This window comes from Amycolatopsis rhabdoformis (assembly GCF_035918295.1).
Classification (GTDB): Bacteria; Actinomycetota; Actinomycetes; order Mycobacteriales; family Pseudonocardiaceae; genus Amycolatopsis; species Amycolatopsis rhabdoformis.
On record NZ_CP142149.1, the window covers coordinates 5,702,542 to 5,720,090 of the forward strand.

Sequence of the window (17,549 nt, forward strand, 5' to 3'; positions counted from 1 at the left end):
CTCAGCCTCGACATTCCCCCGACCGGGCGAGCGGGCCAGGCCCCCTGGTAGTCCCCCTTCCGCGCCCAGGGGGCCACACAAAATCACTCCTCACCGGCCCGAGAGGCGAGCGCTTGCCACACGCGGTCACGCGTCAGCGGAAGCGACGTGAACCGAACGCCGGTCGCGTCGCGCAGCGCGTTGGTCAGCGCGAGAGCAACGGGGTTGAACGGGCTTTCGCTCATCGACTTCGCCCCCAGCGGGCCGACCGAGTCGTCGGTGTCGGCGAAAACCACCTCGGTACGCGGCACGTCGGCGAAGGCCGGCAGCCGGTACTGGCGGAAGGCGGCCGTGGTGGCCCGGCCCGACGCGTCCACGCGCACGTTTTCGAACAGCGCCGCGCCGAGGGCCTGGGCCACGCCGCCTTCCACCTGGCCCCGGCACTGCATCGGGTTCATCACCTTGCCGGCGTCGGCCGCGTGCACGCTGCGCAGGATCCGGATCTCGCCGGTACCCGGGTCGACGGCGACGCGGAACCACTGCGCGTTGAAGGCCACCGACCTCGGCGTGCCCTCGAAGTGCCCCTCGCCCACCAGCGCCAACCCGTGGGCCGAAGCCGCCTGGTGCAGCTCCTTGAGCAGCACGCGTTTCCCTTGCGCCACCACGGCTTCCTCCACGAGCGAGCACTCCGCCGCGGCCACCCCGAGCTGGGTCGCCGCGAACTCCAGCACCCGCTCGGCCAGCTGCTGGGCCGCCCGCAGCACCGCCTTCCCGGCGACCACGGTGCCGGTGGAGCCGAAGGCGCCGGTGTCGTGCCGCACGACGTCGGTGTCGGTGGCGGGTTGCCGGGTCGAGAGCTGCGCCGTCGTGCCGAGTGAGCCGGCTGCGATCTGACGGTGGACGGTGGTGGTGCCGTTGCCGAACTCCGCAGTGCCCACGTCGACCTCGAACGTCCCAGCGGGCAGCAGCGTCAAGCCGCCCCGGCCAACGCGGATCCGCCGCCGTTCACGGCGCCTGCGCGCCGGGGCACCGCTCCCAAGACCTCCAGGCGATCGACGCATCCGCGGCCCTCGCCGGAACGGCAGTCACTCACGGCGGCGGCCCACCTGCACATCGCAGCCGGCACCTCCCGGCTTCAGCTGGGTCGGAGGCCACCCGCGGCGACGCATCTGCGACCGGCAATCCGCCGCACGACTCCGGCAGCCGCCCCGGCCAACGCGGATCCGCCGCCGTTCACAGCGACCCGCGCGCCGGCATGCCAAGGCACGCTCCCAAACCACCCCAGCCATCGGCCCGCACCGCCCGGCTTCAGCTGGGTCGAAGACCGCTCGCGGCGACGCATCTGCAACCGCCATCCGGCGCACCACCCCCCAAGCCGCCCCGGCCAACGCGGATCCGCCGCCGTTCACCGCGACCCGTGCGCCGGCCCGCCTGGGAACCACTCCCAAACCCCAACCATCGGCCCGCACCTCCCGGCCCTCACTGGAACAGCAACCGCTCACGCGACACATCAGCGACCCGCAATCCAGCGCACCACTCCGGAAGCCGCCCCGGCCAACGTAGTTCCGCCGCCGTTCACAGCGACCCGCGCCCCGACCCGCCAGGCAACCACTCCCAAACCACCCCAACCTTCGGCAGATCCGCGGCCCTCGCGGCGCCGGCGCGCCGATCGCGAGGCCGAGCCTGCGCCTCCCCGCCGTCAGCAGATCGGCAACCCTCGCCACCGCACTCCCGCGCCACACAACCGCCGTCCTGTTCCCCAAACCTCCCCAGGTCACCCGATCGGTCGCGACCCACGTCACTCGCCGTCGCTGGAACATTCGCGCGGCGCGGGCGTTGTACCCAGTGTCGGTACGGAGGGGTCCCCCGGGCCTCACAACTCCACCTTCCCGGACAGCCGGTTCGCCGGCCCCGGGTAGCGTCACTCGCCGAGAGGCGACCCCCGTACCGGCGCCAGACCACCCGCCCCGCCGCCTTGCTCCCCCAGCGGCGCGGGGTGGGCGCCAGTGCTCCTGCTCTCGCCCGCCGAGCCCCCAGTCGGCGGAGTCGGGAGCGGGAGCACCCTCTACTGTGGATCATGGCCGGGTGGGGGAATATCCCCGGCGCACCAAGAGTTACACCCCTTGCCGGTGCGGTGGTGTCCCCGGGCTCCACCCACTGCCTTCCCGGGCCGTCGCGAGACGCCGGGTCGTGCCACTCCGCCGAGAGGCGACCCCCGCACCGGCCAACCTCACCCCGACCCACCCCCAAGCCACCCCGTCCCGCTGCGCCGCAATTGCCCCGAGGCCGCGCGGGGCGGGCTCATGTGCTCCCTGCTCCTGCCGCCGGAACCCACTGCCGCGGCGGGAGCGGGGGCATCCACGTCCGTCCACAGTGGATCTTGAACAGCGGATTACCTCAGCGAGTTACCCGCGTCACAAGGGAAATCCGGAACACCGGCCCGGCGCGGACGTTGTACAGAGTGTCGGTACGGCGGGTGTCCCCGGGCCTCACCTCTTGCCTTCCCGGGCCGTCGCAAGACGCCGGGTCGTGCCACTCGCCGAGAGGCGACCCCCGTACCGACACGACAAAGCTCCCGCCCGCACCCGCCGGTCCCCCCATCGGCGTGGCGCCGAGGCGGGAACCAGTGCCCCCGCTCCCGGCCCGCGCGACTCCCCCTCCGCAGCGACGGGACCGGGGGCACGCCCTTATCCGGAGCCGGGCCAGGGCAACGCGTCCTGCAGCAGCCCGAGCATGCCCGACACCAGCCGCATCTGTTCCACCGTGCGGATGTCGGCCTCGAGCAGGTGCGGCGAGCACACCAGCACCGCCACGGACTGCGCCCGCGAGAGCGCGACGTTCAGCCGGTTGCGCGAGAGCAGGAAATCCAGCCCGCGCGGCAGGTCGACGGCCGAGGACGAGGTCATCGTGGTGATCACCACCGGCGCTTCCTGGCCCTGGAACCGGTCGACCGTGCCCACTCGCACGTCGCCGAACCCGGCGTCGGCCAGCGCGCGTGTGACCACGCGGGCCTGCAGGTTGTAGGGCGCCACCACGAGGAAGTCCTCGTCGGTGAGCGGACGGCCCTCCCACGGGCGCCCGTGCAGCGCCGAAATCACCGCGACGACCTCGGCCGCTTCCTCGACCGAACGCGTGGTGTTCCCGCGGTGCTCCACCGACGCGAGGTACAGTCCCGACGCGACGCCGTCGACCGACCGCGACGCCGACGGGTGCGAATGCAGCAGCCCGGCGTAGGACAGCCGCGACACCGGCGCGCACACCGCCGGGTGCATGCGCCGCGTCTGGTCGAGGAAGTAGCCCAGGTGCGGCGGCATGATGTCGGCGTCGCCGATCAGGTGTCCCAGCGCTGAGGCCTCCGCGCCCGCCGGGTGCGTGCCCTGCACCACCTGCGGCAGCTGCTGCGGATCCCCGAGCAGCACCACGTTCTTGGCGCACATCGACACGGCCAGCGCGTCGGCCAAGGCGAACTGGCCGGCCTCGTCGATCACGAGCACGTCGAACGGTTCCGCGCGCACGGCCGCGTTGGCGAACGTCCACGCAGTGCCGCCCACGAGGTGCCCGGTGTCGTGCTCCTCGCGCCAGCGCACGAGCTGGTTGTTGCCCTTCGGCTGCTCCCACGGCGCGTCGGGGTCCGGCGTGCGCTTCGCGCGCTTGGCGCACGCCAGCGAAGGCGCGTTGCCCAGCGCGGCCGAGAGCACGTTTTCCACGGCCTTGTGGCTGTTGGACGTGACCCCGACCGTCTTGCCCGAGCGCACGAGGTGCGCGATGAGCTTGCCCGCGAGGTAGGTTTTCCCGGCGCCCGGCGGGCCCTGCACCGCAAGCACCGAGCCGTCGAGCGCGTCGACGGCCTCGATCACCGTCGCGACCAGATCCTCACCCGCAGCGGGCAGAGCGTCGCCGGTCCGCAGGCGCGGCGTCGAGCGGCGCAGCAGGTCCACGCCGGGGTGTTTCGGCAGCGCGGGCAGGGTTTCGCCGACGAGCCGCGCGAGGTCCGCCACGGCCTCGTCCTTCGGCGAGGGCCGCACGGGGCTGCCGGCCAGCACCGCGGCCGGGCGGTCGTTCGAGGTCGCGTCGGGCGCGCTGCTCTCCTCGAGCGTGAGCTCGACGGCGCTCGACGCCACCACCTTCGCGTCGCGAGCTTCAGCGCCGTAGCGCAGCCGCACGTCGTCGCCGGGCGCGAACGGGTGCGGCCGGTCCGGGTCGCACCTCACGACCAGCGTGCGCTTCGCCGTGCGCAGGCGGCCCGACGGCGGCACCCACTCACCCACCGACACCGCGACCGGCACAGCGCACGTCGTGTCCACTTCCAGGTCACCGAGCGGCGCGGCCAGCTGCCGGAAGAACTCCCACCACGCCGGATTCGTCTCGCGCCGGTGGTAGCCGACGGACGCGGCGAGCAGCGCGCGGGCGTGGTCGTCGGGGGTGAAGTCGGCCGGGTCGTCGGGCAGGCCTTCGAGCAGCGGGTCGACGAGCGCCGCCATCGCCGCCGCCCGCTCGGCCCGGCGCTGCGCGGCGACGTCCTCTTCGGACTCGCGCAGCAGAGCGTCCTCTTCGGACTCCGGCTCGGGCGTGAGCAGCTCGATGCCTTCGTCTTCACGGACCTGGTGCAGGAATCCCAGCAGCCGCAAGGTGGAGACGCAGTCGTACTCGTTGTACTCGCCGATGCCGTTGAGCACTTCGGACGCGCGCTCGGTCTCGCCCGCGGTGGTGAGCGTGAGGTAGTCCTCGTAGGCCTCGATGCTCGAAGCCGCCGTCTTCACGTCGCCCTCGCGCGCGGCGGGCATGTAGAGCGGCTCGAGGTACTTGATCGAGTACGACCGCTGCCCCACGCGCAACGCCTTGCGCACCACTGCATACAGGTCCACGAGCGCGCCGTTTCGCAGCAGCTCGTCGACTTCCTCCTCACGCGTGCCGTGCACGGCGGCGAGGCGCTTCACGGCCGTGACCTCGTAGGGCGCGTAGTGGTAGATGTGCGCGCCGGGGTGCTCGGCCAGCCGCGCCTTCGCGAAGTCCACGAACTCCTCGAACGCGCGCTTCTCCTGCGCCCGGTTGTGAGCCCAGAACGGGATGAAACGGTGGTCGGTCGTCACGGCGCCGAAGAGGTACTCGAGGCCGGTGCCCGCCAGCGCGTACGGGTCGCCTTCCATGTCGAAGAACACGTCACCCGGGCTCGGCGCGGGCAGCTCGGCGAGCGCGGCCGGGTCGATCACCTCGTAGGCGAGCTCGCCGGTTTCGTCCTGGCGCACCTGGATCGCGGCCTGCGCGCGCAACGTGGTGTACGTGCCGGCCGACATGTCGCGCGGCCGATCGTCCGGCCCGGCGGCGGCGAGCTTGTCGATCGTGGCGAGGCCGGCCGTCACGAGCTTGCGCCGCTGGTCCCCGCGCATCCCCGCCACCAGAGAGAGGTCCCGGTCCGCCTCGCGCGCCGTCGCGCAGTGCTTCTCGAACCGGCACGCCCCGCACGCCGGCCGCTCGTCGGCCCACAGCTGCAGCGGCACCTTCGCGGGCCGATCCTCGAGCCGGGCCTTGAGGCGATCGACCAGCGGCAGGAAATCGTCGACGCGCAGGGTTTTCGTGGTGCCGTCGCCGAGCAACAGGTGCATGTCCGGCCCGCTGGGCCACCCCTTGCGCCTGAGCGCGTCCGCGTACGCCGCGAGCTGCACCACGGCCGACGGCTTGGCGTGCCGCGCGAGCTTCGTGTCGTACACCTCGTAGCGGCCCTGGTCGTCCCGCAGCAGGAAATCCGCGCGGCCGCTGAACTCGTCGTCGTGGAACACCGCCTGGTACACCACGGCCGCCCCGGCCCGCAGCGCCTCCTCCGTCGCCTTCGCCGCCACGGCCGGCTCCCGCTCCTCGATCTCGACCACAGCGGTCTCCTCGCGCAGCCTCGTGAGCGTGGCTTCTTCGTGCGCGCGGCCGTGCTTCACAGCCAGCTGATCAGGCTTCCCGGTCGGCTCGGGCGCGCCGGGCAGGCCCGCCTGCAGCGCCTGGTTGAGCACGCTCCGGTGCTCACACTCGAGCAGATCGGCGAGATCGGAGGGGGTGTACATCGGTGGGGATTTTGTCATGTCGGGTGGGGTGGGCTGGTGAGCGTGGGTGTCGACACGCCGGGTGGGTGGTGTAGGCGATGGTGGGTGTGGGTTGGGTGGGGTTGAGGTTTGGACCGGGGGGCGGGTTGGGTCGTCGCGGCTTCTCCGGTCAAGCGCGCGGGCTAGGAGCTAGCTTCGCCATTCGGGCGCGCGCGTTGGAGCTGGGCTTCGCGGTTCGGGCGCGCGGGTTGTCGCCGTCGTCGGCGGACGAGCGCGCAGATCATCACCGGCCTAGCTGATCAAGCACGCGGGTTGTCCATAGTCCAGCCTGGTCTTCGACGAGCTGCCCACAGGCCGTCTGCGTTTTCGAGAGTTGTCCACAGATTGCGGATTCCGGGTTTCCGAGCCCCTGACCTCGGTAGACTGGAACAGGGACCCCCCCCGAGGAGGGCGGGGGTCTGTGTGCGGGCCTGGTGAGGGGCCAAACAACATCGCTCGGTCGAGGCTAGCGAGACGTCTCCGGCGGATGGGGCAGGTGAAGCCTTAAGCCGTGCTTCACCGAAGCGTTGCCCCACAGCCCAATCGCCGTCGCCTGACCGCCCGCCTAACGCCCACCTAGCAGCGCCCGGCCACCGGCAGCCTGACCGCTCTGGCACCGCCCGGCCACGGCAACCGACCACCAGACCCTCACCGCCGCCGAGGCAACGGGATCACATCAAAATCCCGAGCCACCTGGATCTCCCCGTCGAACACCGCCGCCGCTTCCTCCCCGAACGCGTCCGCGTCCTCGTACGGGTACCGCTGCGAGAAGTGCGTGAGCACCAGCTTCCGCACCCCCGCCTCCGCCGCCAGCCGGCCGGCGTCGGTGCTGGTGAGGTGGCCGTAGCGGGTGGCGAGGTCGGCGTCGGCGGCGCGGAAGGTGGATTCGGCGACCAGGAGGTCGGCGTCGCGGGCGCAGGTGAGGGCGCCGGGGCAGGGGCGGGTGTCCATGACGAAGGCGACGGTTTGGCCGGGGCGGCGTTCGCTCACCTCGTCGAGGCGGATGACGCGGCCGTCGACGAGCACTGAACCCTCGCGTTGCAGGCGGCTGATGGCGGGGCCGTGGAGGCCGGCCGCGGCCAGGCGGTCGGGGAGCATGCGGACGCCGTCGGGTTCGGTGTAGCGGTAGCCGAAGCAGTCGATGCGGTGGTCGAGCGGGTGGGCGGAGATCGGGCCGTCGGTCCAGTCGTCCGCGAGCACCGGCGCGGGGACGACTGTGGCGCGCTCGTGGTAGACGGTGGAGTAACGGAGGCGCTCGAAGAACTCCTGGCCGGAGGCCGGGTAGTGGCAGCGCACGGGCCGCGGCACGGCGTCGAGCGACAGGCGCTGGAGCACCGCCGACAGGCCGAGGCTGTGGTCGCCGTGGAAGTGGGTGATGCAGATGCGCGTGAGCTCGGCGGCGGCCACGCCGGCGTGGGTCATCTGCCGTTGCGTGCCCTCCCCGGGGTCGAACAGCACGCCGTCGGTGTCGAAACGCAGGAGGTACCCGTTGTGGTTGCGGTGCCGGGTCGGCGTCTGGCTCGCCGACCCGAGCACCACGAGCTCACGTCGTGACATGCCGCCATCTTCGACGATCACCGGCCGCCGGGAAAAGCGGACGGCCACCCGGATGAATTCCGGGTGGCCGTCATGATCGAAATTGCTGTGCGAATTCAGCCGGACACTTTCCGTTTTATTCGATCTTCGAATCGCGTCATATTCCGCCGACGGGACTGAAGAGCGTTTCCCGGTAGAAGTCCGCCGCCTCGGCCAGGCGCGCCGCGAGGCCCGGGCCCGCCGAGACGCCGGTGCGCGCCCACACGCGGCTGCTCTCGTACCAGTGGTCCCGCGTGAGCAGGGAAAACTGGTGATCGCTGAGCCACGGCAGGGCCTCGCGCGTGCGTTCGCGGTGCTCGGCCAGCGGCAGGTCCGCCGCCGGCACAGGCTCGCCGAGCAGGTCGCACACGGCCGTGACCAGGCGCCGCATCCGCACCGGCCGCGGGTCGGCCACGTGGAAGACCTCGCCCGGCCGCGCCGGCCGCCGGATCAACGCCACGACCACCGCCGCGAGATCCGTCACCGACACCACCGAGGTCCGCGCGTCGCCGCCGGCCGCCCACGCCGGCACCGCGCGAAGCCACCGCACCAGCGCCGGGACCACGTGCCGGTCGCCGACGCCGTAGACCAGGTGCGGCCGCAGGATCACGCCGCCGGCCGCGCGCACCAGCCGTTCGGCGGCGAGGCGGCTGCGGCTTGTAGCCGACGCCGGGCCCGTGGCCAGCGCGGATTCCGTGGCGCCGCGGTGATCACCGTCGCGGTAGACCGCGCAGGTGCTCAGGTGCAGCGCCCGCGTGGTGCCGGCGCGCGCCGCCTCCGCGAGCAGCGCGCGGGTGCCGTCTTCGTTGACGGCGGTGCAGACCTGTTCGTCGCCGCCGACCTGCGCGGCGAGGTGCACGAGCGTGGTGACTCCGGTGCACGCGCCGGCCAGGCTCGCCGGATCGGTGAGGTCGCCGGCGAAGGGCCGCACGCCCGCTTCAGCCAGCCAATCGGGCAGTGGCCGGCGCGCGAGCACACGCAGGCGCGGGCCGAAACCGTTCGCCAGAAGTTCACGCGCCACGGCCGAGCCGATGAAGCCGGTGGCGCCGGTGACCAGGATGTCTGTCGTACTGACCGCCCCCAGGTCGGCAGTCATGACAGGCGCATCGCCAGCGTGGCCGTGACGGCGGTCTTGCCGCGCTGCTGGATGTCGACCTGGACGAGGCGGGTGCCGTCGCCGGCCGTGCCGAGCTCGCGGCCGACGATGAGGCATTCGGCGTCGAACTCCAGGTAGGAGTGGAACTCGAACTCCGCGCGCAGCGGCAGCGCGTGCGGGTCGGCCACCGTGAGGAGCGAGGCCTGGCGCGCGGCTTCCGCCACGACCATGCCGGGCACGTGGTCCACGGTGTGGTCGAACAACACGGGGTGATCGGGGTCGAACTGCAGCGACCACGCTCCCGGCGTATCGGTGGCCGCCACCAGCACGTCCTGCGTGTTGTGGCGCCCGACCTCGGCCGGCTCGACGGTGGGCCGCACCTTGACCTGGAACGGCGTCGCCGCGAAGTGGTCTCCGCGCACCCGGCGGTACACGGCCGAGGAGACGCAACGCCAGCGTTCCGAGGCGTTGCCGACGTACGTGCCGTCGCGGAACACGTCGAACTCGAAGCGCATGCCGCCCACGTTCTTGCCGCGGTACTGCACGTCGTGGGCGCTGACCTGCAGCTCCACGTTCACCGGCCGGCAGTCGGTGGCCAGCCCGGCCGCGCCGATCGCGAAGCTCTTGTGATCGGACAGGAAGTTGTAGCCGAGCGGCACCCCGTACGCGCGGTGGGCCAGCAGCATCGCGGCCTGGCGGCAGGTTTCCGTGTACAGCAGCGGATCGTGCGACGACGGCGTGGCCGGGCCGAAGAAGCCGTGGCGGCGCGGCCACTGGGCGCCCACCTCGAAGCGGTGCGGCCCCAGGATGTTCAGATCGGTGACGAAGACCTCCGAGACCGCCGCCCGGTGCACGAGGCTGCGCGGGATGGTCTGCTGGAAGTCGAGTGACTTCTTCGCCGGACCTTCATCGATCGTTTCTGTTGATGTTCTTCCTACGGTCTTCTGAAGCAGCGTGCCGACCATGTCGGACCTCCCAGAAAGATTTTCCCCAGTTTCCCCAGTACTCCCCCGTTCAATTTCTAGCGGAATTCGACCCGCAAAACCATACCTACCTACCGGTTTTTTTCGCTGGCTCTACGGCCCGCCAGCCGGTACACTGATGGCTTGCCCGGGTCCGGCACGGACCGTTTTTCCCTGTGCACGAAGGAGTTTGGCCGTGGCTCGCCAGGAACGCGCGGAGCAGACCAGGAGAACCATCCTCGCGGCGGCCGCCTCGCGGTTCGACGCGGTCGGCTTCCTCGGTGCGAGCCTGTCCGACATCCTGACCGAGGCGGGCGTGACCAAGGGTGCGCTCTACTTCCACTTCAAGTCGAAGGAAGACCTCGCGGACGCGCTGATGCAGGAGCAGTTCGCCGTGCTGGACTCGTCGCCGATGCTCGAGAACCCCGGCCTGCAGACCGTGATCGACTGGTGTCACAGCCTGGCCGTCGGCCTGCAGAACGACGTCCACGTGCGCGCCAGCATCCGACTCGTGATCGAGCAGGGCTCGTTCGTCACGCCGGCCGCCAGCGCGTACAAGCAGTGGATCGACCTGGTCCACGCGTGCCTGCTGGCCGCCAGGGCCGCCGGCGACCTGCGCAAGGACGTGAACGCGCACGAGCTCGCGCAGTACACGGTGTCCTCGTTCACCGGGATCCAGCTCAGCTCCCAGGTACTCACGGGCCGCACCGACCTGCGCGAACGGGTCACCTTCATGTGGGCGACGATGCTGCCCTCGATCGTCCCGCCGCGCCGCCTGCACAAGTTCGCGGCGGCCGGGAACCTCGAGGAACTGCCGGCCTGATCCGGGTGGCGCCGATCCTGGGCGACTGGGACTTCTTGGGCTGATCACGCGGCTGCCTGCTTTGGCGGCGGCCTCTCTGTGCTCTCACCAGCGGGTTTCGCGTTGTCCACAACTCGCCCGCCCTGTGGACAACTCCGCCCGCCGGGGCCTCACCGGCCGTTTTCGTCGGTGGCGGACGGTAGAATGGGACGGGGACGCCCCCTTGGGAGGGCGGGGGTTCTGTAGAGGTGAGTTGCTCAGGGCATGGCATGGCATGGCTTGGTCGTCCGGTGCAGGCTCGCGCGACTTCCGGGGACGGATCGGTTCAGCTCCCGGGCGGCGAGGTCAGGACCGTCGCGCGGTGGTGGTCGGGACCGGCTCGGCCAGCTCGATCACGTGCCAGACCTTGGAAGCGGGAACCTCGAGGAACCACCTGCCTGACCGCTGCACTCGCTTCGCGCGCGGTCAGGACCGACGTACGCCGACACTCGGGACCGCCTCGGCCAGCTCGATCACGCGCCACAGCTCGGAAAGCGTGCGGGTGAGGTCGGTGTCCGGCGCGATGGTGCCGCTCGCGACCACGGATTCGAGGCCCACGCAGGTGACCACCACCAGCAGGGTGGCCATGTCGGGCAGGACCTCGGCGCTGAGCTCGCCCGCGTCGTGCGCCTCGGAGATGTAGCTGCGCACCTGGGCGAGCCAGGCGCGCGTGAAGGTGACGTAGCGGGCGTCTTTCGCGCCCATCTCGCGCGTGAGCCGGAAGCTGGCACCGATCCGCGGATCGGTGCCCAGCCAGTGCATCAACGCGCGGCTGAGGTCGGCCAGGCGCCGCAGCGCGGGCGGCGGCGCGGTGATGCGCCGGTCGATGCGGGACACGTGCTCCCGCAGCACGGCGACCGCGGCGTCCTGGACCTCGTCGCAGATCTCGTCCTTCGAGGAGAAGTGGAAGTACAGGCCGCCCTTGGTGATGCCCGCCTGCCGGGCGATGTCCACCATGCTGGTGGCCGCGTAACCGTCGCGGTGCAGCAGCTCCGCGGCGGCGGCCAGCACCAGGATCCGGGTCTGCTCCGCGCGCGCCTGCTTCGTCACCGTCGTTCCCCATCTCACTCGGGCCGGGCGCGGGCGAACCTCACGCTCGACCTCTCCAGAGTAAGATACCAACCGCCCGGTTTACAAGATTTCGGGGCATAAATCAGGGGCTCTCACCAGGTTGAAGGCCATTTTCCTTGATCAAAACCGACCAACCTCCCGGTTTTGTCTTGAAAACCGACCTCCCGGTTTGGTAAGTTGCTCACGTGAGCCGGGCACCACACCGGCAGGCAGGGGCGCTGGGGGCGCCGCCGGAGCCGGCTCCCGACGACGCGGACACCGGAGGGCACTCATGACGAACTACGAAATTCTCGGGCAGATCAGAGTCAGCGGCCGGCCCGGTGTCAGCGCGCCGAGGGCGCGCAAGATCGAGACGCTGCTCGCCGTGTTGCTGGCCAAGAACAACCAGGTCATCACCACCGAGCACCTCATCGGCGAAATCTGGGGCGAAAACCCCCCGGCCCGCGCGAGCGCCGCCCTGTACGTCTACGTCTCCCAACTGCGCAAACTCCTCCGCGGCACCACCGCCGACGCCGAGGACAGCCCGGTGGTCACCAGCCCCCGCGGCTACTCCCTCCACGTCGGCATCGACGAACTCGACGCGGACCGCTTCACCCGCCTCTACCACGAAGGCCGCGCCCTCCACTGGGACCGCAGCTACGGCCAAGCGGCCACCGTCCTGCGCCACGCCGCCGACCTCTGGCGCGGCCCCGCCTTCGGCGGCTTCACCGACTCCCCGGACGTGCAGGCCTACGCCACCCTGCTCGAAGAGAGCCGCCTCGAGTGCCTCGAGCTCCTCATGGAAACCGAGCTGCTCATCGGCCGCCACCGCGAGGTCGTCGGGCAACTCTCCGCGCTCGCCAAGGAACACACCCTGCGCGAAACCTTCACCGAGTACCTCATGACCGCCCTCCTCCGCTCCAACCGCCGCGCGGAGGCCCTCGAAACCTTCGCCTCCGCACGGCAGAACTTGGTGCAGCAGCTGGGAATCGAGCCCGGGGTGTCGCTGCGAAAGCTGCACCAGAGCATTTTGGTGGGGGAGATGTCTGACGCGGTGTGATTGCTGCGGCTGTCGCTTGCTTCCGCTTGTGGGCCCGGTTACTGCTGTTGCAGTAACCGGGCCTTTTTGCTGCCGGTTGGTGGATTGGTGGACCGAAGGTCGTTAGATCGGGACCGGGGGCTGCCGGGTTGGTGGTCGGCGCTCAAGAGCTGGCGGTCGGTAGTCGGGTGGGTTGAGGGATCACCGCTCGGCGATCCAGCGATCAGCGCGCCGGCGGTCGTTGAGTTGGTCAACCAGCAGTTGGTGGTCGGCGAGTTCGGGCTTCGTGATCCGCGGCGGGCTTGCGGGCTCGGTGGGTTGGTAGCGCGGTGGTCGGTGGCCCCGGAGGGTTGGTAACTCGGAGAGTTGGTGGCTCGTTCGGTCGGTGGCTCCCTCGCTGGCGGCACGCCAGCTCGCGGGTTGCGTGTTGCGTGTTGCGGACTCACCGGCTCGCGGGTTGCGGCTCACCGGCGCGCCAGCTCGCGGGCTCGCATGGTCCCGGGGTTGCGGGCTAGCGGCTTGCAGGGATCACGGGTTCTCAAGTTGCGGGGTTGGGTTTCGCGGGGGATCGCCGGCTTGCGGGTGCGGCGGTTCGGGGCGTGCGAGTTGCGAACTCGCCAACTGCGGGTTGGCAAGCTGGTGGATTGCACCGGTCGGCTCGTCGGTTGGTGGCGCGCAGGTTGCGGGCTCGCCGGTTCGAGGGTCACGGCTCGAGGACTGTGGCTCGAGGATTGCGGCTCGCGAGCCGGTGGGCTCGCGGGTGGCGGGTTGGTGGGTAGCGGTTCGCGGGCTCGCACGGCTCACGGGTAGCGCGCCTCGCGGGCTCGCAAGGCCAGTAGTTCCCGGGCTCGCGGACACACGGGTTCGCGACTCGCAGGGCCACCGCTTGCGGGCTCGCCGGTTCGCACACTGGGCTCGCGGGCCAATCGCTCGGCGAACGAGCGATGAGCGCACCGGCGGTCATTGAGTTGGCGAGCCGGTAGTTGGCGGGTCGGCAAGTTCGGACTTCGTGGTGCTGGCGGACTTGCGGGCTCGATGGGTTCGTAGCGCGGTGGTTGGTCGCCCGGCGGTTGGCGGCCCGGTGGTCGGTGGCCCCGAGAGTTGGTAGCTCGGGGTTGGTGGCTCGTTTGGTCGGCGGCTCGTTTGGTCGGTGGCTCGTTTGGTCGGTGGCTCCCTGGCTGTCGGCTCGCCGGGTCGCGGCTCGCGGGTTGCGGTCTCGCGGACTCACCGGTTCGCGGGTTGCGGCTCGAGCACTACGGGGCTCAAGGACTGCGGCTCGCGAGCGGATGGGCTCGCGGTCGGCGGGTTGGTGGGTGGCCGGCGCACAGGTAGCGATTCGCGCGCTCGCAAAGCCAATAGCTCCGGGCACACGGGTTCCGGGTTCGCGACTCGCAGGGCCACGGGTTGCGACCTTGCGGGCTCGACGGTTCGCATGTAGCGCTCGCAGGCCAGCGGCTCCTGGCTTGCGGGTCGCGGGTCGCGGGTCGCGGGTCGCGGGTTGGGGGCTCGCCAGTTCGCACACTGGGATCGCGAGCCAATGGCTAACAAGATCGCGGGTTGTACGCACTTGGATGGCGGGTTCGCGACTCAGGGCCCGCGGGTTACAAGTCGCGAACTCACCGGCTCACGTGTTGCGCTCGTGAGCTCGCGGGCCAATTGATTCCTGGCGCACCCGGCTCAAGGGTTGCGGGCACATGGGTTACGGCTTCGCCACCCGCAAGGCTCACGGGTTCGCCAGCCTTGCGGGTTCGAGACGCACGAGAAGCGGGTTCACGGCTCATAGGTCGTGGGGTGGCGGCTCGCAGGTTGGTGAGCTTGGTGGCTTGATGGCATGGCGGGCTCGCAGTCGGCGAGCTTGATGGCTTGGCGGCTCGCAGGTTGGCGAACTTGGCGGCTTGGCGGCTCGGTCGCTCGGCGGCTTGATGGCACGGCGACCTTGATGGCACGGCGACCTTGGTGGCTCGCAGGTTGGCGGGCTCGGCGGCTCGGCGGCTCGGCGGTCTACCGCAGCTCACCACCAACTCAACTCACAACGCCGACTCACCAACCGCCGGCCGCCGACGCACCGGGCCAACCCACCAAACCCCCGCGCCCCACCCACAAAACCGGGAGCCGGCAGCACAAACTCACCCACCCCCCAAACCCTCCCCGAACCCCTTCCCCCGCCCGGCCCCCGATGCCCTTCAAAAACACGGTAGGGATCGGCTTGTCAAGGCATCTTTCCCGCCTTGACAAGCCGATCCCTACCGTCGTCACACTAGAAAATCGGGGTGCCCACCCACCAGCTCACCCGGCGCAATGGTGCGCTCCGCGCGCCGAGCCGCAGTCAGTCAGCCAGAACCCCAACCTCAACTCCGATACACAGACACAACCGCTCCCCCACACTCCACCGGTTCCCCGTACCACCCACCCCACCGAGAATCCAACGCCAACCCCACCATCTCCCCCATCAAATCCAACTCCCCAGGCCACACGTACCGCACAACTCCACCAACGCCACCCAACACCACCCGCTGCCCCACACAATCCACCGACCTCACAAACCCCCCACCAACCCACCGCCCAGGATCCGGCACCCGCCCCTGCACCACCAACGCCCCACCCGGCCTCAGCACCGAAGCCCACCGCCGCACAGCCCGCACCTGCTCCGCCTGCGACCCCAACCTCGCCAACACATCCCCGCCGGCATACACACAATCGACCCGGCCGAGCTCCGCCGAAGACACACTCACCGAGTAGTCCTCCCCAGCCAACGCATCCGCAACCGGCCCCCCACCGACCACCAGCACCCGCCCACCCCGACGCCGGCGAGAGACCCGATCGGTCACCTCCGCGAGAAAAGCCACAGCTCCAGCCGGATCATCAGCCAACGGGGCAAGCCACACGTCGAGCACATCCACCGGCATTTCGTCGATGCGGGTCGGCATCACGGGGGCCACCTCACTTCACGCGCTGGTCTTGGCTGCACCCAGCGTGCCCGGGGCATCTAAAGCACGGCCAAAAGGCGGCCCGCCGAATGGCGGACCGCCTCTCGAACCAGGCGAACCTCACACGGCGGCGCGCTGGTGGTACTTGCGCACCGTGAACCACGCCGCGAGGACCGTGATCGGTACCCACCAGGCGAGGGCGAGCCAGCCCGTGGAGCCCAGCGGCAAGCCGTTCATCAGGGCCCGGGCCGCGTCGATCAGGACGGTCACCGGCTGGTTGTCGACGATGACCCGCAGGACGCCGGGCATCGACGCGGTGGGCACGAGCGCGCTGGTGGCGTAGGGGATGAACACCAGGATCATGCCCAGCCCGCTCGCGCCCTCGATCGTCTTGGCGATCGTGCCGAGCAGGGTGGCCAGCCAGAAGACGCCGGCCGCGAACAACACGAGCAGGCCGACCGCGCCGAGCCAGCCGAGCACGCCGCCGCCGGGGCGGAAGCCGATCGCGAGGCCGACGGCCACCATGACCACCAGGGAGATCACGCTGCGCAGCACGCCGGAGACCACGTGCCCGACCAGCACGGCCGAGCCGGCCATCGGCATGGAGCGGAAGCGTTCGACGAGACCGTTGGTGAGGTCGGCGGCGACACCGACCACAGTGGACGTGGAGTTGAAGCCGATGCTGACCACGACCAGGCCGGGCACGAGGTAGTCGATGTAGGCCATGCCGGGCAGGTTGATCGCGCCGCCGAACATGAAGCGGAAGAGCAGCAGCAGGACGATCGGCAGGGACACCGCCTGGATCAGCATCTCGGGGTTGCGGGTGATGTGCTTGATGTTGCGCCCGATCAGCACCCGGTAGTCGGACACCGCGAGCGCCAGCGCCGAACGGGTGGGAGTGGCGGGGATCTGCGTCCCCTCCGTCTCCCGCGACAGGGTCTGGGTCATCACTTCTCTCCCGCGGTTGAGGTAAGGGTGTGGAACACGTCGTCGAGGGTCGGTTCGGAGAGTTCGAGACGCGTGGTCTCGAGGCCCGCGTCGGCGATCTGGTTGAGCACCCGCCGGACCTGAGTGGGCTGGTCGATGGCGACGCTCAGCGTCTCCGCCAGCACCACCCCGCCGACCACGGTGTGCGCGCGCTCGGCCTCGAGCGGCGTGGCGAAGGTGAGCTTGAGGCGTTCGGTGCCGACCGTGCGCTTGAGCTCGGCCGCCGTGCCCTCGGCGACGACGCGGCCCTTGTCGATCACCGCGATGCGGTCGGCGAGCTGGTCGGCCTCTTCGAGGTACTGCGTGGTGAGCAGGATGGTGGTGCCGCCGTCGAGGAGCTTGCGGATCGCGTCCCACATCGCCGAGCGGCTGCGCGGGTCGAGGCCCGTGGTGGGCTCGTCGAGGAACAGCACCGGCGGCGAGGTGATGAGGCTGATCGCCAGGTCGAGCCGGCGGCGCATCCCGCCGGAGTACGTCTTGACCTGCCGCGTGGCCGCGTCCACCAGGTCGAACTGCGCGAGCAGCTCGGTGGCGCGCGACTTCGCCTCGGCGGCCGGCAGGTGGAACAGCCGGGCCATCATCTCGAGGTTCTCGCGCCCGGTGAGCAGCTCGTCGACCGCCGTGTCCTGCCCGGTCAGGCCGATCTGCTCGCGCACCTTGCGCTTCGGGCCGGCGAGGTCGTGCCCGTTCACGGACACGGTGCCGCCGTCGGCCTCCAGGAGCGTGCTGAGGATCCGCACGGTCGTGGTCTTGCCGGCGCCGTTGGGGCCCAGGAGCGCGAACATGGTGCCCCGCTCCACGCTGAGGTCGACGCTCTCCAGCACGTCGACATCGCCATAGGACTTGCGCAGCCCCCGTGCTTCTATTGCGTAGCCGGTGACCATCGGTTACCTCTCCTCGTTCGGGTCAAGATCGAAAACGGGTGTCTCGCTCGGATACCGGCCAGGAGCCCCGGTGAACTGTCCGCACCAGTGGACCGCAGGCGCCGCGGCAGCGGCAATAATGGCCGGGTCGGGCCGGGTTAG

The 17,549-nt window shown here is 70.6% G+C and carries 10 protein-coding genes; 2 read left to right on the top strand and 8 right to left on the bottom strand.

Annotated elements, in window-relative coordinates; all coding sequences use genetic code 11:
- Window positions 1-83: 83 nt before the first annotated feature.
- From VSH64_RS26330 to VSH64_RS26350, 5 genes are all read right to left on the bottom strand, one after another.
- The gene (locus VSH64_RS26330; RefSeq protein WP_326565367.1) at window positions 84-953 is read right to left on the bottom strand and encodes a xanthine dehydrogenase family protein molybdopterin-binding subunit; all 870 of its coding nucleotides are present in this window, start codon (window positions 951-953) and stop codon (window positions 84-86) included.
- A gap of 1,713 nt (window positions 954-2,666) precedes the next feature.
- Complete coding sequence (locus VSH64_RS26335) at window positions 2,667-6,029, bottom strand: TM0106 family RecB-like putative nuclease (RefSeq protein WP_326565368.1); 3,363 nt, start codon at window positions 6,027-6,029, stop codon at window positions 2,667-2,669.
- Between the two features lie 666 nt (window positions 6,030-6,695).
- Window positions 6,696-7,604 carry a ribonuclease Z gene (locus VSH64_RS26340; protein ID WP_326565369.1) on the bottom strand — a complete coding sequence of 303 codons (909 nt, stop codon included), beginning with the start codon at window positions 7,602-7,604 and terminating at the stop codon, window positions 6,696-6,698.
- 136 nt (window positions 7,605-7,740) lie between these two features.
- Window positions 7,741-8,718, bottom strand: coding sequence for an NAD-dependent epimerase/dehydratase family protein (locus tag VSH64_RS26345; RefSeq protein ID WP_326565370.1), 978 nt, complete (start codon window positions 8,716-8,718; stop codon window positions 7,741-7,743).
- Entirely contained in the window at window positions 8,715-9,683 is a 969-nt protein-coding gene (locus VSH64_RS26350) for a ScbA/BarX family gamma-butyrolactone biosynthesis protein (protein WP_326565371.1), read from the bottom strand. Before VSH64_RS26350 ends, VSH64_RS26345 begins: the two co-directional genes overlap by 4 nt.
- 193 nt (window positions 9,684-9,876) lie before the next feature.
- Between VSH64_RS26350 and VSH64_RS26355 the strand changes: the two genes are divergently transcribed.
- Window positions 9,877-10,503, top strand: coding sequence for a ScbR family autoregulator-binding transcription factor (locus VSH64_RS26355; RefSeq protein WP_326565372.1), 627 nt, complete (start codon window positions 9,877-9,879; stop codon window positions 10,501-10,503).
- 444 nt (window positions 10,504-10,947) lie between these two features.
- On the opposite strand, the gene VSH64_RS26360 is transcribed toward VSH64_RS26355, so the two are convergent.
- Window positions 10,948-11,571, bottom strand: a complete 624-nt coding sequence (locus VSH64_RS26360) for a ScbR family autoregulator-binding transcription factor (protein ID WP_326565373.1) — start codon at window positions 11,569-11,571, stop codon at window positions 10,948-10,950.
- Window positions 11,572-11,863: 292 nt separating this feature from the next.
- Here VSH64_RS26360 and VSH64_RS26365 point away from each other — a divergent pair, with 292 nt between their 5' ends.
- Window positions 11,864-12,631 (top strand): AfsR/SARP family transcriptional regulator, encoded by a 768-nt coding sequence (locus VSH64_RS26365; protein ID WP_326565374.1) that lies wholly within the window; start codon window positions 11,864-11,866, stop codon window positions 12,629-12,631.
- 3,026 nt (window positions 12,632-15,657) lie between these two features.
- Here the strand turns inward: VSH64_RS26365 and VSH64_RS26370 are convergent.
- A complete protein-coding gene (locus VSH64_RS26370; RefSeq protein WP_326565375.1) occupies window positions 15,658-16,485 on the bottom strand; it encodes an ABC transporter permease in 828 nt (275 codons plus the stop codon).
- On the bottom strand, window positions 16,485-17,408 hold the full coding sequence (locus VSH64_RS26375; RefSeq protein WP_326565376.1) for an ATP-binding cassette domain-containing protein: 924 nt from the start codon (window positions 17,406-17,408) through the stop codon (window positions 16,485-16,487). The genes VSH64_RS26370 and VSH64_RS26375 overlap by 1 nt, the downstream gene beginning before the upstream one ends.
- Window positions 17,409-17,549 lie beyond the last annotated feature (141 nt).